This window comes from Caballeronia sp. BR00000012568055 (genome assembly GCF_029439455.1).
In the GTDB taxonomy this organism is placed as follows: domain Bacteria; phylum Pseudomonadota; class Gammaproteobacteria; order Burkholderiales; family Burkholderiaceae; genus Caballeronia.
Genome location: NZ_JAQFVG010000319.1, coordinates 33,763 through 47,589 on the forward strand (window position 1 = coordinate 33,763; position 13,827 = coordinate 47,589).

The 13,827-nt window shown below is 61.3% G+C and carries 12 protein-coding genes; 10 read left to right on the forward strand and 2 right to left on the reverse strand.

Going from position 1 to position 13,827, the window contains the following annotated elements:
- Positions 1-6: 6 nt before the first annotated feature.
- On the reverse strand, positions 7-1,329 hold the full coding sequence (locus P7F28_RS25645) for a homoserine dehydrogenase (protein WP_277187579.1): 1,323 nt from the start codon (positions 1,327-1,329) through the stop codon (positions 7-9).
- Between the two features lie 24 nt (positions 1,330-1,353).
- Complete coding sequence (locus P7F28_RS25650; protein ID WP_277187580.1) at positions 1,354-2,592, reverse strand: pyridoxal phosphate-dependent aminotransferase; 1,239 nt, start codon at positions 2,590-2,592, stop codon at positions 1,354-1,356.
- A 350-nt stretch (positions 2,593-2,942) separates the two neighbouring features.
- On the opposite strand from P7F28_RS25650, the gene P7F28_RS25655 reads away from it, so the two are divergent.
- The 10 genes from P7F28_RS25655 (at position 2,943) to P7F28_RS25700 (ending at position 13,712) form a co-directional block, all read left to right on the forward strand.
- Positions 2,943-3,317: an Mth938-like domain-containing protein gene (locus tag P7F28_RS25655; protein ID WP_277187581.1), complete on the forward strand. Its 375-nt coding sequence runs from the start codon at positions 2,943-2,945 to the stop codon at positions 3,315-3,317.
- Positions 3,318-3,619: 302 nt separating this feature from the next.
- The gene (locus P7F28_RS25660) at positions 3,620-5,293 is read left to right on the forward strand and encodes a glycosyltransferase family 39 protein (RefSeq protein WP_277187582.1); all 1,674 of its coding nucleotides are present in this window, start codon (positions 3,620-3,622) and stop codon (positions 5,291-5,293) included.
- A gap of 88 nt (positions 5,294-5,381) precedes the next feature.
- Positions 5,382-5,753 carry an SMR family transporter gene (locus tag P7F28_RS25665; RefSeq protein WP_277187583.1) on the forward strand — a complete coding sequence of 124 codons (372 nt, stop codon included), beginning with the start codon at positions 5,382-5,384 and terminating at the stop codon, positions 5,751-5,753.
- Between the two features lie 33 nt (positions 5,754-5,786).
- On the forward strand, positions 5,787-6,935 hold the full coding sequence (locus P7F28_RS25670; RefSeq protein WP_277187584.1) for a DegT/DnrJ/EryC1/StrS aminotransferase family protein: 1,149 nt from the start codon (positions 5,787-5,789) through the stop codon (positions 6,933-6,935).
- Between the two features lie 21 nt (positions 6,936-6,956).
- The gene (locus tag P7F28_RS25675) at positions 6,957-7,994 is read left to right on the forward strand and encodes a glycosyltransferase (RefSeq protein WP_277187585.1); all 1,038 of its coding nucleotides are present in this window, start codon (positions 6,957-6,959) and stop codon (positions 7,992-7,994) included.
- Positions 7,991-8,977, forward strand: a complete 987-nt coding sequence (locus tag P7F28_RS25680) for a formyltransferase (protein ID WP_277187586.1) — start codon at positions 7,991-7,993, stop codon at positions 8,975-8,977. Before P7F28_RS25675 ends, P7F28_RS25680 begins: the two co-directional genes overlap by 4 nt.
- A complete protein-coding gene (locus tag P7F28_RS25685) occupies positions 8,974-10,020 on the forward strand; it encodes a bifunctional UDP-4-keto-pentose/UDP-xylose synthase (RefSeq protein WP_277187587.1) in 1,047 nt (348 codons plus the stop codon). The genes P7F28_RS25680 and P7F28_RS25685 overlap by 4 nt, the downstream gene beginning before the upstream one ends.
- A gap of 10 nt (positions 10,021-10,030) precedes the next feature.
- Complete coding sequence (locus P7F28_RS25690) at positions 10,031-10,927, forward strand: polysaccharide deacetylase family protein (protein ID WP_277187588.1); 897 nt, start codon at positions 10,031-10,033, stop codon at positions 10,925-10,927.
- An 80-nt stretch (positions 10,928-11,007) separates the two neighbouring features.
- Entirely contained in the window at positions 11,008-11,469 is a 462-nt protein-coding gene (locus P7F28_RS25695) for a peroxiredoxin (RefSeq protein WP_277187589.1), read from the forward strand.
- A 419-nt stretch (positions 11,470-11,888) separates the two neighbouring features.
- Positions 11,889-13,712 (forward strand): PhoH family protein, encoded by a 1,824-nt coding sequence (locus P7F28_RS25700; protein ID WP_277187591.1) that lies wholly within the window; start codon positions 11,889-11,891, stop codon positions 13,710-13,712.
- Positions 13,713-13,827 lie beyond the last annotated feature (115 nt).

Below are 13,827 nucleotides of genomic sequence, written 5' to 3' on the forward strand. Positions count from 1 at the left end.
AGCGTTTCAGTTGAGCGAAGCCATACGCAGCTTCGTCACTCTCGAGACCACCGTGGACAAGGCTTCGATTTCGGCGATGGCCGCGTTCGCGTTCTTTTCCACCGTCTCGTGTGTGATCAGGATGATGTCCGTCTCGCCCTTGTTCGCCCCGCCGACTTCTTCCGATTCCTTCTGCAACAGCGCGTCGATGGAGATGCCCTTGTCGGCGAGAATGCGCGTGATGTTGGCGAGCACGCCGGTCACATCGGCCACGCGCAGGCGCAGATAGTAGCCGCTGGTCACATCATCGATCGGCAGGATCGGCGTGTTGGACAGCGAGTCCGGCTGGAACGCCAGATGCGGCACACGATGCTCCGGATCGGCGGTATGCAGGCGCGTCACGTCGACCAGATCGGCCACCACGGCCGATGCCGTCGGTTCCGCGCCCGCGCCCTTGCCGTAGTACAGCGTGGTGCCGACCGCATCGCCATGCACGACGACGGCGTTCATCGCGCCTTCCACGTTCGCCAGCAAGCGCTTCTCCGGAACCAGCGTTGGATGCGTGCGCAATTCGATGCCCTTCTCCGTGCGCCGCGCAATCCCCAGCAGCTTGATGCGATAACCGAGTTCCTCGGCATAACGAATATCGATCGCCGACAGTTTGCTGATGCCTTCCACATACGCGCGATCGAACTGCACCGGCACGCCGAACGCAATCGCGCTCATGATCGTGACCTTGTGCGCGGCGTCCACGCCTTCGATATCGAAAGTCGGATCGGCTTCGGCATAACCGAGTTCTTGCGCGGCCTTCAGCGCGGTTGCGAAGTCCAGCCCGCGATCACGCATCTCCGAGAGAATGTAGTTCGTCGTGCCATTGATGATGCCCGCAATATATTCGATGCGGTTGGCCGTCAGCCCTTCACGCAGCGCCTTGATGATCGGAATGCCACCCGCCACCGCTGCTTCGAACGCGACCATCACGCCTTTGGCGCGCGCGGCTTCGAAAATCTCCGTGCCGTGCACGGCGAGCAGCGCCTTGTTGGCCGTCACCACATGCTTGCCATTGGCAATCGCGCGCAGCACCAGCTCACGCGCCACGCCCGTGCCACCGATCATCTCGCAGACGATGCCGATGGAAGGATCATCGACGACCGCGCCGAAGTCATCCGTAACCGCGATGCCTTCGTCCTTCGCAGCCTGCGCCTTCGACGGCGTGCGCACCGCGACGCGCGCGATCTCGATGCCGCGACCCGCGCGGCGTTTGATTTCTTCCTGGTTACGGCGCAGCACCGTGAAGGTGCCGCTGCCGACCGTGCCGAAGCCCAAGAGTCCTACTTTGATCGGTTCCATGCAGCGTGCTTCTATAAAAGAGATTTAGGCGGAATGACGTTTTCGGTAGCCGTCGAGGAAGCGCGCGATGCGATTGATCGAATCGGCGAGATCGTCCATGTTCGGCAGGAACACGACGCGGAAGTGATCGGGCGTCGGCCAGTTGAAGCCGGTTCCCTGCACGAGCAGCGTGCGCTCTTCGAGCAGCAGATCGGTGATGAATTGCTGATCGTCCTGAATCAGGTACATCTTCGGATCGAGCTTCGGGAACATGTACAGCGCGGCCTGCGGCTTCACGCATGTGACGCCGGGAATGGCGGTCAGCATGTCGTAGGCGAGTTCGCGCTGTTTGTAGAGCCGGCCGCCCGGCAGGATCAGATCGTTGATGCTTTGATAGCCGCCGAGCGCGGTTTGAATCGCGTATTGGCCGGGCACGTTCGGGCACAGGCGCATGGACGCGAGAATGCCGAGGCCTTCGAGATAATCCTTGGCGCGGCGGCGGTTTTCTTCGATCAGACCGGAAATTGCCATCCAGCCCGCACGATATCCGCACGAACGGTAGCTTTTCGACAAGCTGTTGAAGGTGACCGTGATGACGTCTTCCGACAGCGCGCCCATGGCCGTATGCGTCTTGCCGTCGTAGACGATCTTGTCGTAGACCTCGTCGGCGAAGATGATGAGGCCGTGCTCACGTGCAATCGCGATCAGTTCGCGCAGCAGATCGTCCGAGTACAGCGCGCCGGTCGGGTTGTTCGGATTGATGACGACCAGCGCCTTGGTGTTCGGCGTGATCTTGGCACGGATATCGTCGAGATCGGGCATCCAGCCGTTGGACTCGTCGCACAGATAGTGGCGCGGCGTGCCCGCCGACAGGCTCACCGCCGCCGTCCACAGCGGATAATCCGGCGCGGGCAGCAGCACTTCATCGCCGTCGTTGAGCAGCGCCTGCATGGCCATCACGATCAGTTCGGACGCGCCATTGCCGATGTAGATATCGTCCAGTTCCACGCCCGGAACGCCCTTCTCCTGCGTGTAGTGCATGATCGCCTTGCGCGCCGCGAACACGCCCTTCGAATCCGAATAGCCCGACGAGCCGGGCAAATTGCGGATCATGTCCTGAATAATCTCGTCCGGCGCTTCGAACCCGAACGCCGCCAGATTGCCGATATTCAACTTGATGATGCGATGCCCTTCTTCTTCGAGGCGCTTCGCATGCTCGAGCACGGGTCCGCGAATGTCGTAGCAGACGTTTTGCAGCTTGTTGGATTTGAGAATCGGTTTCACGGCGGGCGGCTCTGGTGATGACGGAGTGGAATGCGTGCTTGTGTCCGGGCGCGGCGCCCGGAAATCGGCAAAACGAGATACTGCGGAGTTGCGCCTTCGGCCGGCGGCGCTTCGGATGGACAAGCCGCGCCAGGTAAGGCACGCGCGTTGCGGACCGGCTCATGCGGCGTGGACAGCGCGGGCGGCTTGTGGCCGGCCCAGCGGCTCCAGCAAGCCCGATGACCGAAAAGTTATAATTTACTGATTATGTGGCAGTTCCGCAATGCACCAAAGGACAGCGCGTCGCCGCGATGTCGGTGCATAAGCGCATGCCGCAGCCCTTCTGACCTCTAGCCTGCCGGATCATCGTTTTGAAACTCCATCAGGAAGCCAGCAACGCGCTCAACACGATCACGAGCTACGGCGACGATTTCGTCGCGATCAATCTCGAACGACACACGGGCAGCGTGATCGTGATGCCGCAGTCGCCCGTCGAGGCGTGGCCGGTGTCGTCGTTCGAGGCGCTCACCGCCGAACATTTCGATGCGCTTCTCCAGGCCGCGCCGGAAGTGGTGATTTTCGGCAGCGGATCGAGGCTGCGCTTTCCGCATCCGCGGCTGACGGCCCAACTGGCGAAGCATCGCATTGGCGTGGAAACGATGGACTTCGGCGCGGCCTGCCGCACGTATAACATCCTGATGTCGGAAGGCCGGCGCGTGGCGGCGGCGCTTTTGATCGAAGCCTGAGCCGATCTGCGCGAAAATCCTAAGCGAACCCTAAGCAATCGCGCGGCACAATCGCGCTCCGCTGACGAAGCGCCTGATCGTGCGCCAAATTGACGAATCGCGCCGCGCCGTGCGTTACACTCCCGCCCGGCGCGGGTTTCGCTGTGGGTTTCGCTGTGATTCTCACGGGCCGCGAGCCGCAATTTCGCTTTCGGCGCGCTTTCGGGGTGCATCATCAATCGTCGCGCAACCGGGCGCACGGTCATAACTGCCCGCTTCGTTTCACCAAAACGCCGCCTTGCGGCATCGGATAGGTTGACTTCATGAACGATACGCCCGCGCGGCTACCGCTCACCCGTCTCTCACTCATTCTTCTGGTTCTCGCGCTCGCGATCATCTGGTTCGGGCCGCTCGGGCTGCGCCATCTGGTGCCGAGCGACGAAGGCCGCTACGCCGAAATGGCGCGTGAGATGTTCGTCACCGGCGACTGGATCACGCCGCGCTACAACGGCTACAAGTACTTTGAAAAGCCGCCACTGCAAACCTGGGCCAATGCGCTCACGTTCGCGTGGTTCGGTATCGGCGAATGGCAGGCGCGGCTCTATACCGCGCTGACGGGCTTCGCCGGCGTGCTGCTGCTCGGCTATACCGGCACGCGCGTGTTTAACGCGGTGACGGGTTTCACGGCCGCCGTTGTGCTCGCGACCTGCCCGTACTGGAACCTGATGGGCCACTTCAACACGCTCGACATGGCTCTGTCGTTCTGGATGGAGCTGACGTTCTGCGCGCTGCTGCTCGCTCAGCGTCCCGGCCTGCCGACACGCGAAGTGCGCCTGTGGATGTGGCTTTGCTGGGCCGGCATGGGCGCGGCGGTGCTGTCGAAGGGATTGGTCGGTTTGATTCTGCCGGGCGCGGTGCTGGTGCTGTATTCGCTGATCGCGCGTGATTGGGCGTTGTGGAGGCGCTTGTATATCGGCAGTGGATTGATCGTGTTTCTGATCGTCGTCGCGCCGTGGTTCGTGCTCGTGCAGATAAAGAACCCCGAGTTCTTCAACTTCTTCTTTATCGTGCAGCAGTTCCAGCGCTATCTGACGCCTGCTCAGAACCGCCCCGGACCGTTCTATTACTTCGTGCCGGTGCTGATCGTCGGCTTTTTGCCGTGGCTGTCGGTGGTCGTGCAGAGCGTGCGCCACGCAGTCAAGACGCCGCGTCAGCCCAATGGCTTCGCGCCCGTCACGCTGCTGCTGATCTGGACCGCGTTCATCTTTCTGTTCTTCAGCGCTTCGCATTCGAAGCTGCTTTCCTATACTTTGCCGATTGCTCCGACTATCGCGCTGGTGATCGGGCTGTATCTGCCGTCGCTGACGAAGCCGCAATACCGCATGCATCTGATCGGCTACGCGGTGTTTTTGATCGCGGCGGCGTTCGGCGCGATTTTCATCGGACGGGCGGGCAGCGTGAATACGCCGAACGTGCTGTATCGCGAGTTTCAGGTCTGGGTGTATGCGGGGCTGGCGGTGGCTTTTGTCGTCACGCTGTTCGCAATCTGGCTGAACCGGCGCAGCGTGCTGGCGGGCGCGGCGGGATTGGGCGCGGCGTGGCTGCTGCTCGGCACCATCGCCGGGACGGGACATGACGTGTTCGGCACGCAGAGTTCGGGCGTGACGCTCGTGCCGGCCGTGAAGGCCGCGATGGCAAAGATGCCCGCCGACGCGCCGTTCTATTCCATCGCCAAGCTCGATCACACTATGCCCTTCTACCTCGGCCACACGATGATCATGGTGCAGGAAGCGGATGAACTGACCTTCGGCGTGCAGACGGAGCCGCAGAAGTGGATTCCCAGCATCGCCGAGTGGATCAAAGTGTGGGATTCGGAACGTTACGCGCTTGCGCTGATGCCGCCCGGCCGCTACGACGAACTCGCCGCGCAACATGTGCCGATGCAGGTGATTGCGCGCGACGAGCGGCGCGTGATTGTGGAAAAGCCGCAGCCGTAAGCAGATATGTTGCGGCGCACTGTGCCGTATCGCGCGGTACGACCGTTCGTCGATCGGCCGCGAACCGAGTATTCTTGAAAACTACCCGATGAACCCGATTTCCCTGATTTGCATTATCACCGGCGTAATGTTGAACGCTGTCGCGCAGTTGCTGCTCAAAGCAGGCGTGAACGCCGTCGGCCACTTCGACATCACGCCCGCGAACATCCTGCCGGTCGGTTTCAAGATCGCGACGCAGTTGCCGATCATCGGCGGTCTCACGTGCTACGTGCTGAGCGTTGGCGTGTGGATCGTCGGGCTGTCGCGCGTGGACGTGTCGATCGCCTATCCGATGCTCTCGCTCGGTTACGTGGTCAACGCGTTCGCGGCGTGGTATCTGTTCGGCGAAGTGCTGTCGGTGCAGCGGCTCGTGGGTATCGGCATCATTCTCGTCGGCGTCGTGGTGCTCGCGCGCGGCTGAAAATCTTTTCCTCACTTTTTAAGCAACTTGCCCATGACTCAGACTTCGCGGCCGTTCCTGCCCTTCGTCAAACCCGACATCGACGAAGAGACCATTCAGGGCGTCGTTGACGTGCTGCGCTCCGGCTGGATCACGACCGGCCCGCAGAATCAGCAGTTCGAAGCGGAATTGTCGGCGTATTTCGGCGGCCGTCCGGTGCGCGCGTTCAATTCCGGCACCTGCACGATGGAAATCGCCCTGCGCATCGCGGGCGTGGGTGACGGCGACGAAGTCATCACCACGCCGATGACCTGGGTATCGACGGCCAACGTGATTCTCGAAGTGGGCGCAACGCCGGTTTTCGTCGATATCGACCCGGCCACGCGCAATATGGACCTGAACCTGCTCGAAGCCGCCATCACGCCGCGCACGAAGGCGATCATGCCGGTCTATCTCGCAGGTTTGCCGGTGGACATGGACCAACTCTACGAAATCGCGCGCAAGCACAAGCTGCGCGTGATCGAAGATGCCGCGCAGGCGTTCGGTTCGACGTGGAAAGGCAAGCGCATCGGTTCGTTCGGCGATCTCGTTTCGTTCAGCTTCCACGCGAACAAAAACGTGACGTCGATTGAAGGCGGCGCGCTGGTCATGAACAATGACGACGAAGCGGAACTCGCACGGAAGTATCGTCTGCAAGGCATTACGCGCACGGGCATGGACGGCATGGATTGCGACGTGCTCGGCGGCAAATACAATCTCACTGATGTCGCGGCGCGCGTCGGTCTCGGTCAGCTCAGACAAGTCGAGCGTTTCACGCAGAAGCGCCGCGAACTCGCCCGCGCGTATTTCGATGCGTTCGAAGGCGGCGCGGCGGTGAAACTCGGCGTCGGTTTGCCGCCGGAGAATTTCACCGACAGCAACTGGCATATGTTCCAGATCGCGCTGCCGCTGGATCGGCTGAAGCTCACACGTGCGGAATTCATGGAGCAGATGAAAGCGCGCGGCGTCGGCACCGGCCTGCACTATCCGGCGCTGCATCTGTTCACGCTGTATCGCGCGCGCGGTTTCAAGGAAGGCATGTTCCCGCATTCGGAGCGCTACGGCGCATCCACGGTCACGCTGCCGCTCTTCACGCAGATGAGCACGGACGATGTCGCCCACGTCGTCGCTTCGATCAACGAGATTTGCGCTCAGCACGGATAACCCAGGGAAACCCACAGCAACATGAGTCATACGGACTTTCCGACGACCGGCCCCGAGCTTTCGGTCATCATCCCGGTGTACAACGAAGAAGCCGGCCTGGCCGAGCTGTTTTCGCGCCTGTACCCGGCACTCGATGCGCTCGACACGTCGTACGAGGTGATCTTCATCAACGACGGCAGCCGCGACAAATCCGCCGCGCTGCTGGCGCAGCAATTCCACGTGCGCCCCGACACCACGCGCGTGATTCTGCTGAACGGCAACTACGGCCAGCATATGGCGATTCTCGCGGGCTTCGAGCAATCGCGCGGCGATATCGTCGTCACGCTCGATGCGGATTTACAGAATCCGCCTGAGGAAATCGGCAAGCTGGTGAACAAGATGCGCGAAGGTTACGACTATGTCGGCACCATTCGCCAGCAGCGTCAGGACAGCATGTGGCGCAAGAAAGCCTCGCGCGCGATGGACCGTCTGCGCGAGCGCATCACCAAGATTCGCATGACGGATCAGGGCTGCATGCTGCGCGCATACAGCCGCCATATCATCGATACGATCAACCGTTGCGGCGAAATCAACACCTTCATTCCGGCGCTCGCTTACACCTTCGCGCAGAATCCGATCGAAGTGGATGTGGCGCATGAAGAGCGCTTCGCGGGTGAATCGAAATATTCGCTGTATAGCCTGATTCGCCTGAACTTCGATCTCGTCACCGGATTTTCGGTGGTGCCGCTGCAATGGCTGTCGTTTATCGGCGTGATTCTGTCGGTGGGATCGGCGGCGCTGTTTCTCTTGCTGTTGATTCGCCGCTTTATGTTTGGCGCGGAAGTTCAGGGTGTGTTCACCCTGTTCGCTATCACGTTCTTCATGCTCGGCGTGATCATCTTCGCGCTTGGGCTGCTTGGCGAATATATCGGGCGGATTTATCAGCAGGTCCGCGCGCGTCCGCGGTATCTCGTGCAGACCATTCTCGAACAACGCGATGGCTTGTCGATCGCCAAGCAGCCGCTGCAACAAGCCGTGCAGCAGGTCGCCGTCGTCACGCGTGAGGACAATGGCCGATGAAGCCGCCCGCAGTCGTTTTCGCGTATCACAACGTTGGCGTGCGTTGTCTGCAAGTGCTGCTGGCGCGCGGTGTGGATGTGGCGCTGGTCGTCACGCACGAGGACAGCGCGAGCGAGAATATCTGGTTCGGCAGCGTGGCGCAGGTCGCGGCGGAGCATGGCATCGAAACCATCACGCCGGCCGATCCCAAATCGCAGGAACTGCACGACGCCGTGGCCAAGGCCGCGCCGGATTTCATCTTCTCGTTCTACTACCGGAACATGCTGCCGGTGCCGCTGCTCGCGTTGGCGAAGCGCGGCGCGTACAACATGCACGGCTCGTTGCTGCCGAAGTATCGCGGACGCGTGCCGACGAACTGGGCGGTCATCAACGGCGAAACCGAAGCGGGCGCGACGCTGCATGAAATGGCCGCCAAGCCCGACGCTGGCGCGATCCTCGCGCAAACGCCTGTCCCCATCCTCCCCGACGATACCGCCGCGATGGTCTTCGACAAGACCGTCGTCGCCGCGGAGCAGACCTTGTGGCGCGTGTTGCCTGCCTTACTCCGAGGCGAAGCGCCGCATCTGCCGAACGATCTCGCCAGTGGCAGCTACTACGGCGGACGCAAGCCGGAGGACGGCCGTATCGACTGGACGCAGCCGGCTCAGCGCGTCTATAACCTGATTCGTGCCGTGGCGCCGCCTTATCCCGGCGCGTTCACGGATATCGGCGCACAGCGATTTATCGTCGCGCGCGCGCGGCTGGTGCCGGAAACCGGCGCGCCGGGTGTATCCATCGAAAGGCTCGGGGAGTTGCGCAGTTTGCCCCCCGGCCTCAGCGTGACGGATAATGCTTTGTTTGGCGTCTGCGGCGACGGCCGCGTTATCGCCATCCACGAATTGCGCCATCGGTCATTGAATACCGATTCACAACCCGTGGACGAAGAGCGCACCGTCGATCCCGCCGAATTCGGCCGAATCATTCAATCTTCTCGTCATTCATGAAAAAAGTTCTGATTCTGGGTGTGAACGGCTTTATCGGCCATCACCTGTCCAAGCGCATCCTCGAAACCACCGACTGGGAAGTCTTCGGGATGGACATGCAAACCGATCGTCTGGGCGACCTCGCGAATCACGAGCGCATGCACTTCTTCGAAGGCGACATCACGATCAACAAGGAGTGGGTCGAGTATCACGTCAAGAAGTGCGATGTGATCCTGCCGCTGGTGGCGATCGCCACGCCCGCGACGTACGTGAAGCAGCCGCTGCGCGTGTTCGAACTGGACTTCGAGGCGAATCTGCCCATCGTGCGTTCGGCGGTGAAGTACGGCAAGCATCTGGTCTTTCCTTCGACGTCCGAGGTGTACGGCATGTGCACCGACGAGCAGTTCGATCCGGAAAACTCCACGCTCTCCTACGGTCCCATCAACAAGCCGCGCTGGATTTACGCCTGCTCCAAGCAATTGATGGATCGCGTGATCTGGGGTTACGGCATGGAAGGCCTGAACTTCACGCTGTTCCGTCCGTTCAACTGGATCGGGCCGGGACTGGACTCCATCTATACGCCGAAGGAAGGTTCGTCGCGCGTGGTGACGCAGTTCCTCGGCCACATCGTGCGCGGTGAAAATATCAGCCTCGTTGATGGCGGCGCGCAGAAGCGTGCGTTCACGGATATCGACGACGGCATCGGCGCGCTGATGAAGATCATCGAAAATAAGAACGGCGTGGCGACGGGCAAGATCTATAACATCGGCAATCCGAAGAACAACTTTTCGGTGCGCGAACTCGCCAACATGATGCTCAAGCTCGGCAACGAGTTCCCTGAGTACGCCGATACCGCGAAGAAGGTGCAGTTGGTCGAAACCTCGTCGGGCGCGTACTACGGCGAAGGCTATCAGGACGTGCAGAACCGCGTGCCGAAGATCGACAACACCATGCAGGAACTCGGCTGGGCGCCGCAAGCCACGATGGACGACGCGCTGCGCAAGATTTTCGAAGCGTATCGCGGCAGCGTGGGCGAAGCGCGCAAGCTGGTCGAGCAGGCATAAGGCGCTAAGCGTGGCTCGCATCGTTCTCAAGATCGACGTCGATACGCTGCGCGGCACGCGCGAAGGCGTGCCGAATCTCGCGCGTATCTTCGATAAGTTCAGCGCCCGCGCGACGTTTCTGTTCAGTCTCGGGCCGGATCACACCGGCTGGGCGCTGCGTCGCGTGTTTCGGCCGGGGTTTCTGCAGAAAGTGTCGCGGACATCGGTCGTCGAGCATTACGGTGTGAAGACGCTGATGTACGGCGTGCTGCTGCCGGGACCGGATATCGGCAGGAAAGGCGTGTCGGAAATGCGCGCCATCCACGAAGCCGGTTTCGAATGCGGTATCCACACGTGGGATCACGTCTACTGGCAGGACAACGTGCGCGCGCGTGACCGCGAATGGACGGTCGCGCAGATGAAGCAGAGCCACGCGCGCTTTGTCGATGTGTTCGGTGCGCCGCCCGTCACGCACGGCGCGGCGGGCTGGCAGATGAACGGCTACGCCTTCGAACAAATCGATGCCTGGGGCATGCAGTACGCCTCCGACGGTCGCGGCCACACGCCCTACATTCCCGTGCTCGACGGCCGCACGCTGAATCACGTGCAGATGCCGACCACGCTGCCCACGCTCGACGAAGTGCTGGGCGTGGACGGCATCGACGAAAGCAATGTGGCCGCGCATCTGCTCAAGCGCACGGAAAACAATCCGCACGATCAGGTGTTCACGCTGCACGCAGAACTCGAAGGCCAGAAGCTTGCGCCCGTGTTCGAGCAATTGCTCGCCGGCTGGCGCGCGCAGGGACACAGCTTCGCCACGATGGGCGATTATCATGCGACGCTGGACCGTTCGAGCTTGCCCACGTACCCTGTGACGTGGGGCGAGATTCCGGGCCGCGCGGGCGAATTGATCGTTCAGCCGGGCTGAAGCCTCCCTGCTCCGATTGTCCGGTCCACGAAAATGCCGGACACGAACGTCCCAATCATAAAAACACCGGAGGAAGCTTCGTGCCAGTTGCAGTCGATCAGCCCGTACCCGACTTCACCGCACCCGCCACGGGTGGCGAATTCACGTTTTCCAGTCTGCGCGGCAAGAAAGTCGTGCTGTTTTTCTATCCGAAAGACAACACGCCGGGCTGCACGCAAGAGAACTCGGAATTCCGCGATAACTACGCCAAGTTCAAGAAGGTCGGCGCGGAAATCATTGGCATCTCGCGTGACAGCTTGAAGTCGCACGAGAACTTCAAGGCCAAGCTCGAATTGCCCTTCACGCTCGTATCGGATGCGGATGAAGCCATCTGCGCGCTGTTCGACGTGATCAAGATGAAGAAAATGTACGGCAAGGAAGTACGCGGTATCGAACGTTCGACCTTTCTCGTCGATGCCGACGGCGTGCTGCGCCACGAGTTTCGCGGCATTCGCGTGCCGGGGCATGTGGACGCCATCGTCGAGGCCGTAAAGGGCATTTGACGCGCGCAATTGACGCTTGTTATATTGGTTCGCAATGAGCGCCTGTTCTCCCCATTCCTCCCTTTCCAGCACGAGCCGCCGTGCGCCGTGTGGCGTGGTCGGCATGGATCCGGGCTACGTGGATCGGATGCGGTACAGGTGCGCTGAAGCTGTTTTGCAGTAGCAGTGAGCCGCTGGTTCCGGTAGTCGGAACGGCGGCTTTTTTGTTGGCGTCGCGCAAAAGCCACGCTTGACCGGCTCGCGCGATGTGACGGGACGCAACCTCAAGGAGCAGATCGAAACTTAGGCGAACCGGCGTTTTCGACAACGAAGCGCGCCACCGGGCGCAAACTGCCAGTTACGGATCGCTGCGAGGGCGAACGGGCAGGATGCGACAGGCGGCGCACGATACATGACCCGATTCCTTTCGAGGGAACACCATGCCTTTGCCTACCGCCCCGGCCAAGCTCGGCCACCTCCTTCCGTCTGAAGAGTACAAGGCCCGAGCACGGCCGTCGAAGCAGTCGAAGAAAACGGCTGCGGCCAGCGATGAAGACGCCTACGGCGGCGTCGAGACCGTCGCAGGCGAACGCCCCGCGTCGAACGCGGCGCACACGCTGCGCGCCATCGCCAGCGACGTGCTGAACCAGATTCCCGCCGAAGCGCCTGCGGAGGCCGCGGTGCCGTCGCCCGCGCCTGGCAACGCGACGGCTCGCGGCCGAAAATCGAAGCAGACTGCGGCCTTGCTGCAACCGAAAACCGAGGAAGCGGAAGCGCGCCTCGAGGCACCGGTTGCTGCACCGGCTGCGGCTGCATCGAAGGAAACGCGCGCGCAACCGAAGCGCCAGAAGCGCGTGTCGCAGGAAGCCGAATTGCGCAAGCTTTTCGTGCTCGATACCAACGTGCTGATGCACGATCCAAGCTCCCTCTTCCGCTTCGAAGAGCACGACGTCTATCTGCCGATGATGACGTTGGAAGAGCTCGACAATCACAAGAAAGGCATGTCGGAAGTGGCGCGCAATGCGCGTCAGGTCAGCCGCACGCTCGACGCGCTCGTCGCCAACGCGGGCAAGATGACCGAAGGCATTCCGCTCGCCGCGCAAGGCAATCGCGATGCGCTCGGCCGGCTGTACTTCCAGACCACGCTGACCGATATCGAACCGGTCGAAGGCTTGCCCATCGGCAAGGCGGATAACCAGATTCTGGGTGTCGTGCGGGCGTTGCAGAAGGAGCGGCCGGATCGGCAGGTCGTGCTGGTGTCGAAAGACATCAATATGCGGATCAAGGCGCACGCGCTTGGTCTGCCCGCCGAGGATTACTTCAACGATCAGGTTCTCGAAGACAAGGACCTGCTCTACTCGGGCGTGCGCGCGCTGCCGCAGGATTTCTGGACCAAGCACGCCAAGGGCATGGAAAGCTGGCAGGACACCAAGACCGGCACCACGTACTACCGCGTGACCGGGCCGCTGTGTCCATCGATGCTCGTGAACGAGTTCGTGTATCTGGAACCGCAGAACGGCGAGCCGTCGTTCCATGCGGTCGTGCGTGAACTGAACGGCAAGACGGCGCTCTTGCAGACATTGCGTGACTACGGCCATCACAAGAACAACGTGTGGGGTATCACGGCGCGCAATCGCGAGCAGAATTTCGCGCTCAACCTGCTGATGAACCCGGAAGTCGATTTCGTCACCCTGCTCGGTCAGGCCGGCACCGGCAAGACGCTGATGGCGCTCGCCGCAGGCCTGGCGCAAGTGCTCGATGACAAGCGCTACAACGAGATCATCGTGACGCGGGCGACCGTGCCGGTCGGCGAGGATATCGGCTTTCTGCCGGGCACCGAGGAAGAGAAGATGCAGCCGTGGATGGGCGCATTCGACGATAACCTCGAAGTCCTGCAAAAGACCGACGATGCAGCCGGCGAATGGGGCCGCGCGGCGACGCAGGAACTCATCCGTTCGCGTCTGAAGGTCAAGAGCATGAACTTCATGCGTGGTCGCACGTTTGTCGATAAGTACGTCATCATCGACGAAGCGCAGAATCTGACGCCCAAGCAGATGAAAACGCTGGTCACGCGCGCAGGTCCGGGGACGAAGATCATCTGTCTCGGGAATATTGCGCAGATCGATACGCCTTACCTGACAGAAGGCAGTTCGGGGCTGACATACGTGGTCGATCGCTTCAAGGGATGGACGCACAGCGGGCACGTGACTCTGGCGCGCGGCGAACGTTCGCGTCTGGCGGATTACGCGTCGGACATTCTGTAAGTTTCTTGCACGTTGGAAACGTGCCCGGCGGAGCAATCCGCCGGGCCGTTTTTTTGTCTGAACGTTTCGCAAAGGCCACATTTAGCGCGCAAAGTTCATGTGAATTCTTAAGAAA